Below are 17032 nucleotides of genomic sequence, written 5' to 3'. Positions count from 1 at the left end.
CCAATAAAGACGCAAAAATATCGGCAGTAGACTCGATAGCATCAGCAATCATGGCATAGGAATTACCCAAAAAACCTGAAATTCCTTTTATTAACGCCAATAATGTATTGCTGACGATACTGAAATAGGTAGCCTTTATTGCTGTTTCGGTTTTTGACATAGTTAATTTTCATTGGCGATATAGCCAACACCTCTTATCGTTTTGATCAGTTCGACATCTTTATTTAAATTGAGTTTTTTACGGATAGAATTTATAAAAACATCTATTACTCCGGTATCGTACTCAAAATGAATGTTCCAAACGTCTTCTATTATGTTGTTTCGGGAGCAAACAATTCCCTTTCGTTCGGTTAAATACTTTAACAGTTCGTATTCTCTTTGCGTAAGGACTACTTCTGTATCATCCATAAAAACCTGATGACTCAATGTTCTGATGCTGATATTGCCCAAAGTTAAAACATTTTGTTTGTCTTCTTTTCGAAAATGGATTTTAATTCTTTCCAGCAATTCGTCAAAACTGAAAGGTTTTTTAATGTAATCGTTAGCTCCTGAACGCAAACCTTCAATAGTTTCCTGAACTGTGTCTTTGGCGGTGAGAAATAAAATCGGGGTTTTTTCGTCTTTTTTTCGGATTGTCTTGCAAACCTCTAATCCGGTTAATTTAGGCAGCATCCAATCTAAAAGAATTATATCAGGTACATGTGTTTTAAACATTTCCAATGCTTTTAATCCATCGGAAGCGATAAAAACAGTATAGCCTTCTTCTTCCAGCCCCTGTTTCAGAAAGTTTGATATGCCTTCTTCGTCTTCTACAATTAAAATCTTCATAAATAAAGTTGTAAATATTTGAGCTAAATTAACTATTTGTAAAAACAAACGGATTGTTATAAAACTATCTTAAGCAAACCTTAAGTGAACCTTAAGTTATTAAAAATGATTGTTTTATAGGTTTGTGTTGTAAAATGATTTTATGAAAACTGCAAAGAATATTAACCCATTTTTAAAGTTAGGTATTTTTTATTTAACTGTTAATCTGATTTTAAGAATAATACTTATTTTTCATCCGATTACGCAATCTTTCTTTGGATTTTCTTCGGTTGTAAAAATAGTGCTCTTTGGTCTTGTCTCTGATTTTTTTGTATTTTCATTAGCAGGCGCTTTTTTGTTACTGTATCAACTATTTCTTTCCGATTCAAAATATAATAAACCTTGGGGATACATTATTTTCGGATTATTGTCCGGTTTATTAATTTACATTTCCTTTTTCAATACCATTTTGAATGAATATGGCGGCGTGGTACCAACTATAGGTATTGCTTTAGTCGGACTGAAAACAGGTTTGTTCGGTTTGCTTCTTTTTCTTCCAAAATACCGTAAGAATATACGATTGGTACTTTATTCCATTACGATGTTCATTTTCGTTTTGGTCATTATCCAAAATGCAGTGAGTGAATTCTTTTTCTGGAATGAATTTGGCGTAAAATATAACTTCATTGCCGTTGATTATTTGGTTTATACCAATACCGTTATAGGGAATATCATGGAATCTTATCCGGTAGTTCCTTTGTTTATAGGGATTGGAATCGTAGCACTGACTTCGACTTATTTTATCGTAAAAAAGACAAAGGTATTTTTGGACAACCTTCCATCATTAAAGGAAAAAATACAGTTAACAGTCACTTATACTCTACTCTTTGTCATTTCGCTGTTTGCAGTTCCATTCATGACAAAATTTGAGAACTCACAAAATGTTTTTGTAAATGAACTTCAGGCAAACGGTGTATATAAATTTTATCTGGCTTTTATGAACAGTGAACTGGATTACGAAAAGTTCTATAAAACCATGCCTGAAAAAGAAGCCTATGCCCTTTTAAAACAAGACATTCCTTCATTAAAGTCAGCATCAACGTTAAGAGCTATTCAGGCCGAAGGTATAGAACTCCATAAAAATGTTATACTGATTACAGTGGAGAGTTTGAGTGCCGATTTCATGAAAACGTACGGTAATGGCCAAAGTATAACTCCTTTCCTTGATTCATTGGCAAATAAAAGTTTACTCTTTACAAATCTTTATGCGACCGGAAACAGAACCGTACGAGGATTGGAAGCAGTAACATTATGCATTCCTCCTACGGCTGGAGAAAGTGTTGTGAAACGCGAGGACAATAAGAATAAATTTTCTACGGGAAGCGTATTCAAACAAAAAGGATACCATGTGAAATATCTTTATGGAGGCGATGCTTATTTTGATAATATGGAGAGTTTCTTTTCGGGCAACGGATATGATATTGTAGACAAAAAATCGCTTCAGCCCAATGAGATTACCTTTCAGAATATTTGGGGGGTTTGTGATGAAGATATGGCTAAAAAAGCAATTAGCGTTATGAATGAAGAATCAAAATCAGGAAAACCATTCTTTAATCATTGGATGACTGTAAGTAATCACAGACCGTTTACGTATCCTGAAAATAAAATTGATATTCCTGCCGAATCCAAATCACGTGAAGGCGGTGTAAAATATACTGATTACGCTTTACATCAGTTCTTTAAAATGGCCGAAAAGCAGTCTTGGTTTAAAAATACGGTATTTGTGATTGTGGCCGATCATTGTGCTTCCAGTTCCGGAAAAACAGAATTACCGATGGAGAAATACCGAATTCCGGCAATGATTTATGCACCAGGTTTTATCGAACCTCAAAGAAATCAGACGTTAATGTCGCAAATTGATTTAATGCCAACGCTTTTCGGATTACTGCATTTTGATTATGAAAGTAAATTTTATGGTGAAGATATAATGAAATCAAACTATAAGCCTCGTGCTTTTATTGCAACCTACCAGGATTTAGGATTGATTAAAAATAATATGCTGACGATTATTTCCCCTGTAAAAAAGGTGAAGCAATTCGATTTAATATGTAAACCGGACGGAAAATTATCTAATGAATTTCAAATTCATTTCGAAGAAAAACCTAAAAAAGTAATTGATGAAACGTTAGTAAAGGATGCTATTTCGCATTATCAGACCGCTTCTGAAATGCTGAAAAACAAAAAATATCAGAAAGTGTAATATAAAGAGGCCGTCTCAAAAGGTAGAATTTTAAAAACTAAATGACTTACATGATATCCAAAAAAAACAATATTGCTTAATTTAATAAACATGTGTGGACACATCTAAAAATAGCACACAGATCATACGGATTTACACTAATTCATATTCATAAGTTTTAGGCTAACTTTTTTGAATTATAATAACCCGTTATATTTTCGGATAAACCATTCTGCAGAAAGACTGATCGCTAACATGATTAAACACCAAACCCAATCAATTAATGGTGTTTTTTTGATTACTGCTTTTTCGGTCGGAATGTAGTTTTGATTATCCAGTAAGTTCTTAATCAATTCATTAACCTGATTTGGATAATATACTTTTCCGTTAGTGTTATTGGCCAATTGTTTCAGACGATTGATGTCCGGATTCACGAATTGTTTTTCAATTTCAAAATCAAGTACTTCAAAACTGCCGGAATATTTTGTTTTAGACCTGTTTTCAGAAACCGTGAAAGTGTAATTTCCATACTCTAAACCATCTAAACTGACTTTATATTCGGCATTGCCCTTTAAGAAATCATATTTTTTAGTCTTACCGGATTGTTTGTGTTGTAATGAAATGGTCAGGTTGGCATCTTCATCAAATTCATAATTTTTATTAAAGTATTGCGCTGTAATTTCAATGGTTTCTCCAGAATTGTAAAAGCTTTCATGTGTTACTACCAGCGATTTTTTAGCGGTATTGGAAGCCAGGTACTGAATTATTTTGTTGGAAAGAATGTCAAATTGTTCAAAAGATTTTGTTTTTACATGACTTTCCATGCGCCATTTCCAGATATTTTCACCAAAAAGGAAGGCGTTTCGTTTCTGCCCGTTTTCTGAAAATGACAGTAGCGGACTTTCAGTGCCAATATTGCGGATTCGTGACTTTAGAAGCGCATTCGCATTTTCTTTAACCGTAATGGTTCCGAACGGATGCTGTAATGGTGGGAATTGTTCAAATCCGATATTTTCGGTTGCAAACGAATTGAATTGAGGGTTGTAATCTGCAGAATAATCTTCGTTCTGACCAGAAACTTTAAACTGAACCTGATCTTGATACTGGTTCATAATATTAAAATCGGTACTGGATCCGGTAATCACCCAGGTATTTAACTGCAGTTTTTTATTTTGCTCAAAAATAGATTTAAATTCGAAATTCGGCTGGTATAAAATCAATACATTGTAATCTTGTAATGATTTGATTTCGTTTGGTTTGACTATTGTTACTTTACGTTGTTGATTAGATTCAATTGCGCGTTTCAAGGCGCCTAAATCAGGATGGTTGATTGCTGAAACCAAAGCTATTTCCGAACGCTGATCAATTACTTCAACGGCGAAATTCTTGGTGTTGTTATAATTGTTTTTTTCTTTTTCCGAGGAAGAAATTACAGCTTTATAGGTTTGTACTCCTACCCTGTCCGCACTCAACAAAACCGAAATTACCTGTGCTTTTTTTGAAGGTGAAAAACTGATGTTTTGTCTATGAATCGTTGCATTTCCCTGCTGAATACTGAATGTGGCATTAACCGGTTTCGTTCCGTTATATTGAAGAAAAACCTCCGCAGGAAACTTGTTTTTCAGGAAAGCGTACTTGTTTACGTTTAACTGATTGACTTTTAAATCGAAAAAGGTTGTAGTATCGCCAATTACCAAAGGATAGACTGTAGTGTTTTGCTGAAAACTGTATACGTAATCATTCCCAATCGTCTGATTTCCATCAGTCAGTAAAACTACAGGATAATTTTGGCTGCGGAAAAACTGTTTTAAATTCTGGGCAGCCATATCAATATGTGTTTGCTTCCCTTTGAAATCTAAAGCTGTATTGCTGTAAAAATCGTCATCAAAACTAAATAACTGAACATTGTATTTAGCTTTAATCGTTTTATTCTGCGTCAATGATTCAACCAGTCCGGGAATGTTTACACCTTTATTGAGCAATGCAATCGATTGTGAATTGTCAACAACAATTGGCAAAGGGGTTTTGGTGGTTTCAAACGTTTTTCTTGAAATAATCGGATTGATCAGCAATACAAAAATCAGAAACAACGAAAAGAAACGCAAAAAAGCCAAAAACAGGTTCAGTTTTGATCTGTAATTGGCTTTGTATAGGTATTGATAAAATGACAATCCGGCAGCAATCAGTACTGATAATAATAAAAGTAAAATTGTGCTTGTGGTCATAATTGTAAGTGTTCAGTTAAAAGTGTTCAGTATTCAGTTGCTGCTAACTGACCACTGCGTACTGTATATTATGTTAACATTCCCCCGTCAACATTAAGCACTTGTCCGGTTACGTAAGCACTCATGTCGCATGATAAGAACACACATACGTTGGCAACATCTTCTGGAGAACCACCTCTTTTCAAAGGAATGCTTTCTCTCCATCCTTTAACCACATCTTCATTCAATTTTGCTGTCATTTCAGTTTCGATGAAACCAGGTGCAATTACATTACAACGAATGTTGCGGGAACCTAACTCCAATGCCACAGATTTTGAGAAACCGATAACACCCGCTTTAGAAGCTGCGTAGTTTGTTTGTCCAGCATTTCCTTTCACACCAACAACCGAACTCATATTTATGATAGAACCGGCTCTGTTTTTCAACATGATTTTCTGAACAGCTTTGGTCATATTGAAAACCGATTTTAGATTTACATCGATTACCGTGTCGAAATCTTCTTCGGTAATTCTCATTAAAAGATTGTCCTTTGTAATTCCGGCATTGTTAATTAAAACATCAACATTTCCGAATTCAGCAATAACATCATCAACTAATTTTTGAGCTTCATTAAAATCAGCTGCATTTGACTGGTATCCTTTAGCCTTAACTCCTAAAGCGGTCAATTCGTTTTCTAATTCCTGTGCAGCAGCTGCAGAAGAACTGTATGTGAAAGCTACATTAGCGCCGTTTTTAGCAAAAACTTCTGCAATTCCTCTTCCAATTCCTCTACTAGCACCCGTAATGATAGCGGTTTTTCCTTCCAGTAATTTCATAATATTCTTGTTAGTTCGTTTTATTTAGAGTTTCCAAAGATATTCTATTTTGACATAAAAAAAAATCATTGCCTGTCTAAACTATTAACAAGTATTTTAACCTTAAAAATTCAGCCTGTGTTTTTATTTCAAAATATTCGTACAGCAATCAAAATCAATTCTTTATGTTTAATTAATTCTAAAGAAATTACTATTCACAGACAATCGGCTTGAAAAACATTTTATACAAAATTTACATTAAGATTACATTGGTTTAACATTGATATACAGTTGTATTTGCAATTTTTCACTTATTTTTAAGTTTATAGATTATAACCCCTTTTTATCATTTAATTAAAAATCTTGCTATATATAGGTTTTAGGACTTTCAAGTCAATCAGAGAAGACCTTTTTGTTTCATAAAATGTCATTTAACGTTTTTTTTATCAATTTGAAAGGTTAAATTGATAAATATCAATGATATAACTAACTTTACCATTGAGAGAAATGTAAGATTTACCCTTTCGTTTCTCTTTAAGATTTTCATCAATTATACTTCTTCAAAATAATCAAATGCGTTTTATTTTTTTATAAAAATGTAAACGATATAAAGTAAAAAAATTATGAAAAAATATCTCTTTCTGTTTTTAGCAGTTGTATTTATTGCCTGTTCCAAAGATGAAGGTTACGGTGGGCTTGCTTCCATATCCGGTAAAGTTTATGCATTGAATTACAATCAGGATCAGGAACTTTTGAGCGAGGGTTATCTCGGGGATGTGAGAGTGTATATTAGTTCGCGTGGCAACACTGATTTTTACGATGATGTACGAACTTCCCATGACGGATCGTTCAAATTTGATTTTTTGCAGGAAGGCAGTTATGATGTTTGGGTTTACGGAGATTGTGATTATTGCCCTTGGGACCAACTTATTGAAAAGAGAGAAGTTGAAGTTTCCTCGAGAAAGGCCGATGTTGTTCTTGACGATTTTGTAATTAAAATCTAAAGTCATGTTTAAAAAATTTACCAATCAAATGTCGATGCTTGCTCCTGTTTCGCTTACGGAAATGGACGCTGTTTCGTTGTTAAACCGAACAGACAGCAAGTACACGCTCAGAGGGAAGGACCTACTCAAAATAGTTCCCTGCCTGCTTGAGAATTACAGTGTTCTGGAAATTAACGGCACACGGATTTTTTCGTATGAAAACAATTACTTTGACACACCTGATCTCCAGTTTTTCAGAGACCATCATAATGGTTATGTCAACCGGATAAAAGTAAGAAGCAGAAGATATGTGGAATCCGATATGTGCTTTTTTGAAATCAAGAAGAAAGAAAAAGTAGATCGAACCAATAAACACAGAGAACTGGTGCCTTATATGATATCCGATATAGACGAAATCAGAAAGAATATCATACAGGAATATACACGTAAAACCCTTGATGAAATTACACTTATTTTAAAGAATAACTTTAACCGTATCACTCTGGTTAACAATCAGTTTACGGAAAGAGTTACCATCGACATGAATCTGCATTTCAAGGATGATGAACACGATGTGAAATTCAAGAAAATAGCTATCATAGAGATAAAACAATCCAAAAATACCCAAGCCTCTCCGTTGACAACCTGCTTAAAATACAACCACATCAGAGAGCAAAGTATCAGCAAATATATCTACGGCGTAATCACTTTAATTCCGAATGTGAAGAAAAACAATTTTATGCCCATACTTAAAAAAATAAATAAACTACTTGAATAATGGAAAATGATGAAGTCATAATCGGCGTATTTGATATCTATAATTTCCTGATAAGATCTGTTATTGATTTTGTTGCGGTGGTTATTCTTGTAGCGGTAATCTATTATCCGAAACACAGAAACAAAGATTTCATATTCACCTTTATTGTATTTAATGTTGTCAATTTCATGATTTGTTGTTTGCTTGGAGCGGCAAAAATCAAAATCGGATTTGCGTTTGGTCTCTTTGCGATGTTTTCCATTATCAGATATAGGACCATCGCCATTTCGATAAAAGATATGGGGTATTTCTTCATATGTGTAGCATTGGGGATGCTTAATTCCCTGGGAATGGTGAATGACGGCTTTCTGATACTGGCGGCGTGTAATGCTGTGATTTTGGTATTGGCTTTCCTTTTAGAACGTTTAGATTTCCTGAAAAACGAAAATGCAAAAGAAATCGTTTACGATAAAGTGGAATATATAAAACCTGAATATAAGGAACAGTTGCTGGAGGATTTAAATCAAAGAACCGGGTTGGGCATCCATCGGGTTGAAATAGTCTCCATAGATTATTTAAAAGATACGGCCCTGTTAAAAGCGTATTATTATGCAAAAGAAAGCGAGTACGTACTTCCAAAATCTGATAATGATGATTAAAAAAAGCACCATTTTTCTATTCTTTTTTACTTTAATCGCTTTCGATGGTTCTTGTCAGAACTACACTGATTGGCAGTATCGATTGGTTCCGGGAGTAAGCTACAGATTCAATGAGCATTGGAAAGTTTCCGGAGAATATCGCTATACAGCACAAAAAGATTTTCAGGAATTCCGATCCAGTGGCGGTGAATTTGCTTTACAATATAACTTCAATAAAGAATTCAGTTTAGAAACCGGGTATCGATTTACATCTTCGTACACAGCCGATGCCCATCGTTTGTTCGGTGCCTTCAAATACGATAAAGACTTTGGGGTAATCAGCTTGTTTGCCGCAATAAAATACCAATTCACGACTGGGAGTTTTAACGAACGATATATGAATGATTTTAAAGAACCTGTGCAAATGGTTCGCGAAAAAATTGGTGTTGATTATAATATCCCAAACTCTAAATTGTCTTTCAATACGTATGTTGAGATTTTCTTAAAGTTAGCCGATGACGATCCGATTAAATACAATAGAACCCGTTACAGCATCGGAAGTGATTACAAATTCAAATACGGAAATAAATTAGGAATATCTGTTTTTTACGACGATAAGTACATTCCTGAAAAAATTGACCGTTTTGTACTTGAAACCAAATACACTTTATCGATTGATGAAATGATTAAGAAAATCAAAAAAAATAAAGAGAAAAAAGCTGAAGAGAAAATATAGTTCAAATAAGGAAAAGACTTTGAAAAACGAGTCTGTTTTTAAAACTAAAAGCCCTGCAATATGCAGGGCCATTTTTTAGTTTTTAATGAATTTCATATTCAACATTCCTTTATTCGTTACAGCTTTTAAAATGTAATTTCCAGCTGATAAATGAGATACATCAATTGTTTTGACGAGCCCATTTGGAATAACCGTTAGTAATTGTCCCAAAGTATTGTAAATGCTTATGCGTTGAACTTCAATATTGTTTTTTGCATTAATGTTTAAGGTGTTATTTACAGGGTTTGGGTATAAAACAAGATTGTTATTCAATTCATTTTCGTTAATGGATAAATTATCGGGAGCCAGTTTTACAATCCAGTAATCATTTAACCCTATCGGTTCTTCAGTTATATCTCCTGATATAGGAGAAACCGTATAACCGGAAAGAAAATACCCTCCATCATTGGTCTGAATAACATTAAAAAGCGCTTCTCCCAAAGAACCTCCTATTGTTTTTTGCCAAATGATATTGCCTGATTCACTAATTTTTATTACCCAGGCATCAAATACACCAATTAATGGTTCGGTCTTCTCATGCGATATTGCTGAACTTGAATGTCCTGTTAGAATATAGCTTGCGTCAGAACACAAAGCAGATGAAATCAAATAATCCTGATTATTACCACCGATCGTTTTCTGCCACTGTATGTTTCCCGTATTATCTGTTTTTACTACCCAAAAATCATATAAACCTCGGCAAAAGTCTGTTTTATCACTAGAAATAGGAGAATCGGAATAGCCAGCCAAAAAATAGCCTCCGTCAGGGCTTTGTAATACATTAGACAAACTCTCAAAACCAGAGCCTCCAATAGTCTTCTGCCATTGTTGATTACCATTATTGTCTAATTTAATAACCCAGTAATCATTATTTCCTTTTGAATTTTCAGTTTTATCTCCCGAAATATTGGAATCCGAGTGGCCACCTAAAAGAAATCCTCCGTCAGTAGTTTCTATTATTGAATTAAGCTTATCGTGACCACTCCCTCCAAATGTTTTGTTCCAAAGAACATTCCCTGAACCATCAAGCTTAACAACCCAATAATCCTGAAAGCCACGACAATTTTCGGTCTTATCATTAGAAATCGAAGAATCTGAATAGCCTCCCAGAATATAACCTCCGTCTTGGGTTAGGTCTAATGAAATAATATCCTCGTCTAAACTGCCTCCAATCACATTTTGCCATTCAATATTTCCGATTGCATTTGTTTTTACTATCCAAAAATCCCAATATGGGTCGTTAATTGCATTTTCCGTTTTATTCCCGGAAAGTGGTGAATTTGACCCTCCGCAAATTATATATCCTCCATCCGGTGTTTGCTTTATTGCTCCAAAAAAATCCTGGTTCCAAGTATTGGGACTTGCTCCGCCAATGGTTTTATCCCATACAACTTGTCCTAAATTATTTGTTTTAACAACCCAATAGTCATAATCTCCTTTTGAATTTTCAGTTTTATCACCGGAAATATCAGAATTTGAACGACCTCCTATAATAAATCCTCCGTCAGTGGTTTGTTGAGAAGCATAACAATAGTTTGAATTTGCCCCTCCAATTCTGTTTTGCCACTGTATTGCCGGTGCTTGGGATAAAAGCAGCAGAGGATAAAACAGTAATACAATAGTTAAAGTGGTGCTTTTCATGTACATTATTTTTTGCTGATAGAGGAAATTACCTGTAAATAATTTGTTTTGGCTGAAGGATTTATAAGATTGAATTTTCAAATTTATGGATTTTAAGGCTTGTAAATAATTTTTTCATCAATTACACCTGATTCTGTTTCTTTCTTAATTATATGGTAATATTTTTCCATTAATTGGTCAAACAAATTCGGATCATTCACTTGCGCTTCATTAAGTTCTTTTACGGTAATATTCATGGAACCTAAAGTCTTCATCGATAATATTATTCCGGAAACGTAAGGCTCAACATTACAAATTACCCCCCTTGTGCAAACTACCGAAACTATTTCAGTATTTACCTGATCAACTTGCATAATTTTTACTTTATAATCAAAAGTGCGTTCAGAAATCACTTTTAAATTATCGGGAACCGATGTATCAATTACGCTGTCATCCATACCGTAATAAATACAGTCAAATCCTTTTTGAAAACGATCACGTCTCACAATGCTTCTGCAAACAGTAGCCGTACCGTCAAAATTATCGGTAACACTGACTACATTGTCACCACCTATTTCCGTAGTTTCAAATGGTTGATATAAACTTTCTATAGTATTCATAAGTCCAGAGAAATAATTCGCGTTAGTTCCTGTAATTGCTTCTCTCATTCTTTTTCCTTGTCCGGGTGTAAAAATCGGTGTACAACCTGCTCCCGAAGTAATTCCACCGGCATACATGAAGTTACCTAAACTGGGATGGACCATGTATCCTTCTGCAGTTGGCTCAGCAACAATTAGCATATTATTACAATCATAAGCACCTCCTGTATAATTACAATTGGCATCAAAATGGTCAATGTCAACATACACATGTGTATCAACAATTTGATCACCATATCTATCAGCATTAAAACCATTTCCTGGTAAATTTACCCTAGGAGAGTGTTCCATGTTTTGGCAACCATGATATGTGATTGTATCTGGATGAGCTAAAGAAAATAGATGCCCCATTTCATGACATTGTGTCCAGGGAATAATAAAATAGTCATCATCAAATACTGTTGTTCTTGCTGCTGCTCCCCAAACATTTCCATTTATAATATAAATATTTATAGCGTTTGGTAAAGAGTATGAACTGTTATTTAATTGATGTAATTCGTCTACATCATCAATTATTAAATAATCGGATTCATTAACCTGATCTATTCCATAATATTTAAAGAAAATATAAATTGATTAAAATTGAGATTTAAATTCTTAATAGCATCTATTACTTCATTTTCTCCAATTGTAAGCCCCTCCTGTCCAAGTGAATTAGTTCTTGTCACTGCGGAATCATCGTACACAACGTGAAAACGAACATTAAAGACATATTTTGTTGTTGCATCATACGTTGTTTGTGTTAATGACTGCCATCCCGGGATATTAAATCTGTCGAGGATTTCTTGTTGATTCTCCCCGCAAACAAATGATTGAGAAAATCCTGAAATTGAAAATAATAAAATAAGGAAAGTAAAATAATGTTTCATAAAATAGCATTTAATTGTTAAAAAAATAATAATTTTTTAAAAACAATAAAAAACATTAGTTAATACTATTTTTACTACATTTTTTTTGAAAAGAGCGATTTTTATTAAATCAAAAAAAAGCCCTACGTAATGCAGGGCTTATAAATATGAAGATTTTTTAAGTCTTATTTCAAAACAGCTAAAACTTCAGCAACTTTTTTACCGATTTCAGCTGGTGAATCCACAACGTGAATTCCGTTTTCTCTCATGATACGTTTTTTAGCTTCAGCAGTATCATCAGCACCTCCAACGATAGCACCTGCGTGACCCATTGTACGTCCTTTCGGAGCTGTTTCACCTGCGATGAAACCTACAACCGGTTTTCTGTTTCCGTCAGCTTTAACCCAACGAGCAGCGTCAGCCTCTAATTGTCCACCAATTTCACCAATCATAATGATGATTTCAGTTTCCGAATCGTTCATTAATAATTCAACCGCTTCTCTTGTAGTAGTACCGATAATTGGATCTCCACCGATACCGATTGCAGTTGTTACTCCTAATCCTTGTTTAGCAACCTGATCAGCAGCTTCATAAGTTAAAGTTCCTGATTTAGAAACGATACCTACTGTACCTTTTTTGAAAACGAAACCTGGCATGATACCAACTTTAGCTTCACCCGGAGTGATTACACCAGGGCAGTTAGGTCCTACTAAACGACAGTCTTTCCCTTTAATATAATCATAAGCTTTAATCATATCAGCAACAGGAATACCTTCTGTGATACAAATAATTACTTTAATACCGGCATCAGCAGCTTCCATGATAGCATCAGCAGCAAAAGCAGGTGGAACGAAAATGATTGAAGTATCAGCGCCAGCTTGCACTACAGCGTCCTTAACAGTATTAAAAACCGGACGATCCAAGTGTTGAGTCCCACCTTTTCCAGGAGTTACACCACCTACAACGTTTGTTCCGTATTCAATCATTTGAGAAGCGTGGAAAGTACCTTCACTTCCTGTAAACCCCTGAACAATGATTTTAGAATTTTTATTAACTAAAACACTCATGATATATTTTTTTATGTTGTTTTTAAAATGTATTGCAAAAATAGGCTTTTGAAAGAAATATATAAAGAATTTTGCTATAAACTTTCAAAGATTTTTTATGCTGATTTATCCTAACTGGCTCATTTGGTAACCACGGAACAGCTTGTCTTCTTTAACTTCCCAGATAGTAACAAAATGCGCTAATACTGATTCCTCTGAAGGTGTTTCAATTGGAGTTACATAATAGGTAAATCGAACAGTGACCATATTGCCGTCCTGTAAAAGATGACTAATATCTATACGAGATGAAGAATAAGAGCGTTCCATTTCTCCGGATAAATCAATCAAATCACTTTTTTTCAATAATAAGAATCCTTTGGAACTATACCAATGAAACTCCATTTCATCATGAAGAAATCGTTGAAGAACTTCTTTACTTCTAAGTGATCCGGATTGATAGAATTCTGAAACCAGTGCTTTAGCCATCATTTTTATTTAACTTATTTAGTATTTCCGGAATCTTTTTAATGTTAGCCAACTGCTTCAGTTTTTCACGGGACTCTTCTATTGGAGTTCCAAAATAAGTTTTACCGCCTTCTACCGATTTGGTAACACCTGTCTGACCTAAAACAACAGCTTTTTCACCAATTGTAATTCCGCTTGTGGTACCTACTTGTCCCCAAAGGGTTACTTCATCTTCAATAACCACACATCCTGCGATGCCTGTTTGAGAAGCAATCAGACATTTTTTACCGATAACAGTATCGTGACCAACATGAACCTGATTGTCAATTTTAGTCCCTTCCCCTATTGTGGTATCTCCGGTGACTCCTTTATCAATGGTACATAAAGCTCCAATTCCAACGTTGTCTTCAATAACTACGCGTCCACCGGATAATAACTGATCAAAACCTTCCGGACGTTTTTTATAATAAAAAGCATCAGCTCCCAAAATTGATCCGGAATGAATGATGACATTATTTCCTATTACAGTATTGTCGTAAAGTGCAACATTAGAATGAATAAGGCAATTTTTACCGATAACCACATTATTTCCAATAAAACAATTTGGCTGAATTACAGTGCCTTCTCCAATTACAGCAGTTTCTGAAATAGCTGAATTAGAAGAAAGGAATGGTCTGAAATGACGTGTCAGCTTATTAAAATCGCGAAACGGATCATCGGAAATCAGTAAAGCTTTACCTTCCGGACAATCTACTTTTTTGTTTATCAAAACAATGGTAGCAGCTGATTGTAGTGCTTTGTCATAATATTTAGGATGATCTACGAAAACAATATCACCTCTTGTTACGACGTGAATTTCATTCATTCCGTGTACCGGAAAACGATCATCACCCACATACTCACATTGAATAATGTCGGCTATCTCTTTAAGAGTATGTGTCTTTTGGAATTTCATTTTTTAAGTATTCAGTGTTTAGTGTTCAGTCACCATTTTTTACAGACGACTGAACACTGTTGACTATTCTTTCACACGCTCCATGTAAGAACCTGTAGCGGTATCGATTTTGATTTTATCCCCTTCGTTAATAAACAAAGGTACGTTTACTGTAGCTCCTGTTTCTACAGTTGCCGGTTTTGTAGCGTTGGTAGCTGTATTTCCTTTAACACCCGGTTCTGCATAGGTAACTTCTAAAATTACGGAAGCTGGCATATCTACTGCTAACGGCGCATCGGTTTCGGTATTGATTTGAACCATTACGTTAGTTCCTTCTTTTAATAAGTCCGGAGCATCAAGGATATCTCTGTTTAATGAAATTTGTTCGAAAGTTTCGTTGTTCATGAAATGAAACTCTTGACCTTCAGCGTATAAGAACTGAAACGTATGTGTTTCTACACGAACAACATCAATTTTATGACCTGCAGAAAATGTATTATCCAATACTTTTCCGTTAGTTAAACTTTTAAGTTTTGTTCTTACGAAAGCAGGACCTTTTCCGGGCTTAACATGTAAGAATTCTACAATTTTATAAATATCGTGGTTGAATTTAATACACAATCCGTTTCTGATATCAGCTGTACTTGCCATTTTGATTTATTTATTTGTTTTATTTTATATTAAATGCTTCCTGTATAACCTTTCATAACGCCGCGAGGAGAGTTTCGTACAAAAAGGATGATTTCATCACGTTCCGGAGTTGCTTCCATTTCTGCTTCAATGATACCTAATGCTTGAGTGGTATTGTAATTTTTTTGAAACAGAATCCTGTAAACATCCTGAATTTCACGGATTTTTTCAGTTGAAAAGCCTCTTCTTCTAAGTCCAACAGAATTAATTCCGACATAGGATAAAGGTTCTTTCGCAGCTTTTGTATAAGGAGGAACATCTTTACGAACCAATGATCCACCTGAAATCATAGCGTGATCTCCAATGGAAACGAATTGATGTATCGCAGCCAATCCGCCAATAATTGCATAATCTCCTATAGTAACGTGACCGGCCAATGCCACACCGTTTACAATGATGGCATTATCCCCGATATGGCAATCATGAGCAATATGCGCGGTTGCCATAATCAGACAGTTTTTTCCAATCTTTGTCTGTCCTGAAGCAATAGTTCCTCTATTAACTGTAACACACTCTCTGACAGTAGTGTTATCGCCAATTATCGCAAGTGAATCTTCACCTCCAAATTTTAAGTCCTGAGGTACTGCAGCAATTACAGCACCGGGGAAAATATTGCAATTCTTACCAATACGTGCGCCTTCCATTATGGTTACATTTGAACCAATCCAGGTTCCTTCACCAATTTCAACATTATTGTGAATGGTTGTGAAGGGCTCAATTACCACATTTTTGGCAATTTTTGCTCCCGGGTGAACATAGGCTAAAGGTTGATTCATAATTTCTTTTTTAGTTCTTTTTTACAATTTGCGCCATTAGTTCGGCTTCTGTAACTAATTTACCATTCGCATAAGCACTTGCCTGCATATGGCAGATTCCGCGGCGAATTGGTGATAATAAAGTAAGTTTGAAAATTAAAGTATCTCCAGGTAAAACCTTGTGTTTGAATTTTACGTTATCTATTTTCATGAAATAAGTAAGGTAATTTTCAGGATCCGGAACGGTGCTTAAGATTAAAATACCGCCGGTTTGTGCCATAGCTTCAATGATTAAAACTCCTGGCATGACTGGTGCTCCCGGGAAATGTCCGACAAAGAATTCTTCATTCATCGTAACATTTTTCAAGCCGACAACATGATTATCAGACATTTCTAAAATTCGGTCTACCAACAAAAACGGATTTCTGTGAGGTAACATCGACATGATTTTAGTAACATCCATCAAAGGTTCTTTGTTTAAATCAAAAACAGGAACCTGATTTTTCTGTTCGTTTTTAATAATCTTGGACATTTTTTTAGCAAACATGGTGTTTACAAAATGTCCTGGTTTATTAGCAATAACTTTTCCTTTGATTTTTGTTCCGATTAAAGCCAAATCCCCTACTACATCAAGTAATTTATGACGTGCAGCTTCGTTTGGAAAATGCAATGTCAGATTATCTAAAACTCCGTTTGGTTTAACTGAAATACTATCTTTTCCGAAAGCCACTTTCAAACGCTCCATTGTTTCATCGGAAATCTCTTTATCCACATAAACAATAGCATTGTTCAAGTCG

18 protein-coding genes are annotated in these 17032 nt (G+C 34.8%); 5 read left to right on the top strand and 13 right to left on the bottom strand.

Annotated features, from left to right (window positions below; translation table 11 throughout):
* Together VLB74_RS01880 and VLB74_RS01875 are read right to left on the bottom strand one after the other, a co-directional pair.
* Window positions 1–160 (bottom strand): cation efflux transmembrane domain-containing protein (locus VLB74_RS01880; protein WP_325201779.1); only part of this gene is annotated, 160 nt, incomplete at its 3' end.
* 2 nt (window positions 161–162) lie between these two features.
* On the bottom strand, window positions 163–828 hold the full coding sequence (locus VLB74_RS01875; protein WP_325201778.1) for a response regulator transcription factor: 666 nt from the start codon (window positions 826–828) through the stop codon (window positions 163–165).
* Window positions 829–970: 142 nt separating this feature from the next.
* On the opposite strand from VLB74_RS01875, the gene VLB74_RS01870 reads away from it, so the two are divergent.
* Window positions 971–3067 (top strand): LTA synthase family protein, encoded by a 2097-nt coding sequence (locus tag VLB74_RS01870; protein ID WP_325201777.1) that lies wholly within the window; start codon window positions 971–973, stop codon window positions 3065–3067.
* 176 nt (window positions 3068–3243) lie between these two features.
* Here VLB74_RS01870 and VLB74_RS01865 read toward each other — a convergent pair whose 3' ends face one another.
* Window positions 3244–5271 carry a hypothetical protein gene (locus VLB74_RS01865; protein ID WP_325201776.1) on the bottom strand — a complete coding sequence of 676 codons (2028 nt, stop codon included), beginning with the start codon at window positions 5269–5271 and terminating at the stop codon, window positions 3244–3246.
* Window positions 5272–5339: 68 nt separating this feature from the next.
* Window positions 5340–6086 (bottom strand): 3-oxoacyl-[acyl-carrier-protein] reductase, encoded by a 747-nt coding sequence (gene fabG / locus VLB74_RS01860; RefSeq protein ID WP_325201775.1) that lies wholly within the window; start codon window positions 6084–6086, stop codon window positions 5340–5342.
* A 602-nt stretch (window positions 6087–6688) separates the two neighbouring features.
* On the opposite strand from fabG, the gene VLB74_RS01855 reads away from it, so the two are divergent.
* The 4 genes from VLB74_RS01855 to VLB74_RS01840 are packed head-to-tail and all read left to right on the top strand — an operon-like array spanning window position 6689 to window position 9179.
* The gene (locus VLB74_RS01855; RefSeq protein WP_325201774.1) at window positions 6689–7069 is read left to right on the top strand and encodes a hypothetical protein; all 381 of its coding nucleotides are present in this window, start codon (window positions 6689–6691) and stop codon (window positions 7067–7069) included.
* 4 nt (window positions 7070–7073) lie between these two features.
* A complete protein-coding gene (locus tag VLB74_RS01850; RefSeq protein WP_325201773.1) occupies window positions 7074–7826 on the top strand; it encodes a polyphosphate polymerase domain-containing protein in 753 nt (250 codons plus the stop codon).
* Window positions 7826–8464, top strand: a complete 639-nt coding sequence (locus VLB74_RS01845; RefSeq protein ID WP_325201772.1) for a DUF4956 domain-containing protein — start codon at window positions 7826–7828, stop codon at window positions 8462–8464. Before VLB74_RS01850 ends, VLB74_RS01845 begins: the two co-directional genes overlap by 1 nt.
* Window positions 8415–9179 carry a DUF2490 domain-containing protein gene (locus VLB74_RS01840; RefSeq protein ID WP_325201771.1) on the top strand — a complete coding sequence of 255 codons (765 nt, stop codon included), beginning with the start codon at window positions 8415–8417 and terminating at the stop codon, window positions 9177–9179. The genes VLB74_RS01845 and VLB74_RS01840 overlap by 50 nt, the downstream gene beginning before the upstream one ends.
* Window positions 9180–9254: 75 nt before the next feature.
* Here VLB74_RS01840 and VLB74_RS01835 read toward each other — a convergent pair whose 3' ends face one another.
* The 9 genes from VLB74_RS01835 to fabZ form a co-directional block, all read right to left on the bottom strand.
* Complete coding sequence (locus tag VLB74_RS01835) at window positions 9255–10859, bottom strand: T9SS type A sorting domain-containing protein (RefSeq protein WP_325201770.1); 1605 nt, start codon at window positions 10857–10859, stop codon at window positions 9255–9257.
* Window positions 10860–10951: 92 nt separating this feature from the next.
* Complete coding sequence (locus VLB74_RS01830) at window positions 10952–11788, bottom strand: hypothetical protein (protein WP_325201769.1); 837 nt, start codon at window positions 11786–11788, stop codon at window positions 10952–10954.
* A 251-nt stretch (window positions 11789–12039) separates the two neighbouring features.
* Complete coding sequence (locus tag VLB74_RS01825; protein WP_325201768.1) at window positions 12040–12366, bottom strand: hypothetical protein; 327 nt, start codon at window positions 12364–12366, stop codon at window positions 12040–12042.
* Window positions 12367–12530: 164 nt separating this feature from the next.
* Window positions 12531–13412, bottom strand: a complete 882-nt coding sequence (sucD, locus tag VLB74_RS01820; RefSeq protein ID WP_325201767.1) for a succinate--CoA ligase subunit alpha — start codon at window positions 13410–13412, stop codon at window positions 12531–12533.
* A 105-nt stretch (window positions 13413–13517) separates the two neighbouring features.
* Window positions 13518–13880: a nuclear transport factor 2 family protein gene (locus VLB74_RS01815; RefSeq protein WP_325201766.1), complete on the bottom strand. Its 363-nt coding sequence runs from the start codon at window positions 13878–13880 to the stop codon at window positions 13518–13520.
* Window positions 13870–14811: a UDP-3-O-(3-hydroxymyristoyl)glucosamine N-acyltransferase gene (locus VLB74_RS01810; protein ID WP_325201765.1), complete on the bottom strand. Its 942-nt coding sequence runs from the start codon at window positions 14809–14811 to the stop codon at window positions 13870–13872. Before VLB74_RS01810 ends, VLB74_RS01815 begins: the two co-directional genes overlap by 11 nt.
* Window positions 14812–14874: 63 nt before the next feature.
* On the bottom strand, window positions 14875–15441 hold the full coding sequence (efp, locus tag VLB74_RS01805) for an elongation factor P (protein WP_325201764.1): 567 nt from the start codon (window positions 15439–15441) through the stop codon (window positions 14875–14877).
* Between the two features lie 29 nt (window positions 15442–15470).
* Window positions 15471–16256 (bottom strand): acyl-ACP--UDP-N-acetylglucosamine O-acyltransferase, encoded by a 786-nt coding sequence (gene lpxA / locus VLB74_RS01800; protein ID WP_325201763.1) that lies wholly within the window; start codon window positions 16254–16256, stop codon window positions 15471–15473.
* A 10-nt stretch (window positions 16257–16266) separates the two neighbouring features.
* Window positions 16267–17032 (bottom strand): 3-hydroxyacyl-ACP dehydratase FabZ (gene fabZ, locus VLB74_RS01795; protein WP_325201762.1); only part of this gene is annotated, 766 nt, incomplete at its 5' end.

Origin of the sequence: Flavobacterium sp. (assembly GCF_035456225.1) — a bacterium.
Taxonomy (GTDB): domain Bacteria; phylum Bacteroidota; class Bacteroidia; order Flavobacteriales; family Flavobacteriaceae; genus Flavobacterium.
The sequence above is the reverse complement of the archived record's forward strand: the minus strand, read 5'-3'. Positions and strand labels throughout refer to the sequence as shown.

Bases quoted from the DNA above. Each gene is read 5' to 3' on its own strand.
- VLB74_RS01875 (WP_325201778.1), bottom strand. From the start codon at position 828: ATGAAGATTTTAATTGTAGAAGACGAAGAAGGCATATCAAACTTTCTG.
- VLB74_RS01870 (WP_325201777.1), top strand. From the start codon at position 971: ATGAAAACTGCAAAGAATATTAACCCATTTTTAAAGTTAGGTATTTTT.
- VLB74_RS01865 (WP_325201776.1), bottom strand. From the start codon at position 5,271: ATGACCACAAGCACAATTTTACTTTTATTATTATCAGTACTGATTGCT.
- fabG (WP_325201775.1), bottom strand. From the start codon at position 6,086: ATGAAATTACTGGAAGGAAAAACCGCTATCATTACGGGTGCTAGTAGA.
- VLB74_RS01855 (WP_325201774.1), top strand. From the start codon at position 6,689: ATGAAAAAATATCTCTTTCTGTTTTTAGCAGTTGTATTTATTGCCTGT.
- VLB74_RS01850 (WP_325201773.1), top strand. From the start codon at position 7,074: ATGTTTAAAAAATTTACCAATCAAATGTCGATGCTTGCTCCTGTTTCG.
- VLB74_RS01845 (WP_325201772.1), top strand. From the start codon at position 7,826: ATGGAAAATGATGAAGTCATAATCGGCGTATTTGATATCTATAATTTC.
- VLB74_RS01840 (WP_325201771.1), top strand. From the start codon at position 8,415: ATGCAAAAGAAAGCGAGTACGTACTTCCAAAATCTGATAATGATGATT.
- VLB74_RS01835 (WP_325201770.1), bottom strand. From the start codon at position 10,859: ATGAAAAGCACCACTTTAACTATTGTATTACTGTTTTATCCTCTGCTG.
- VLB74_RS01830 (WP_325201769.1), bottom strand. From the start codon at position 11,788: ATGGAACACTCTCCTAGGGTAAATTTACCAGGAAATGGTTTTAATGCT.
- VLB74_RS01825 (WP_325201768.1), bottom strand. From the start codon at position 12,366: ATGAAACATTATTTTACTTTCCTTATTTTATTATTTTCAATTTCAGGA.
- sucD (WP_325201767.1), bottom strand. From the start codon at position 13,412: ATGAGTGTTTTAGTTAATAAAAATTCTAAAATCATTGTTCAGGGGTTT.
- VLB74_RS01815 (WP_325201766.1), bottom strand. From the start codon at position 13,880: ATGATGGCTAAAGCACTGGTTTCAGAATTCTATCAATCCGGATCACTT.
- VLB74_RS01810 (WP_325201765.1), bottom strand. From the start codon at position 14,811: ATGAAATTCCAAAAGACACATACTCTTAAAGAGATAGCCGACATTATT.
- efp (WP_325201764.1), bottom strand. From the start codon at position 15,441: ATGGCAAGTACAGCTGATATCAGAAACGGATTGTGTATTAAATTCAAC.
- lpxA (WP_325201763.1), bottom strand. From the start codon at position 16,256: ATGAATCAACCTTTAGCCTATGTTCACCCGGGAGCAAAAATTGCCAAA.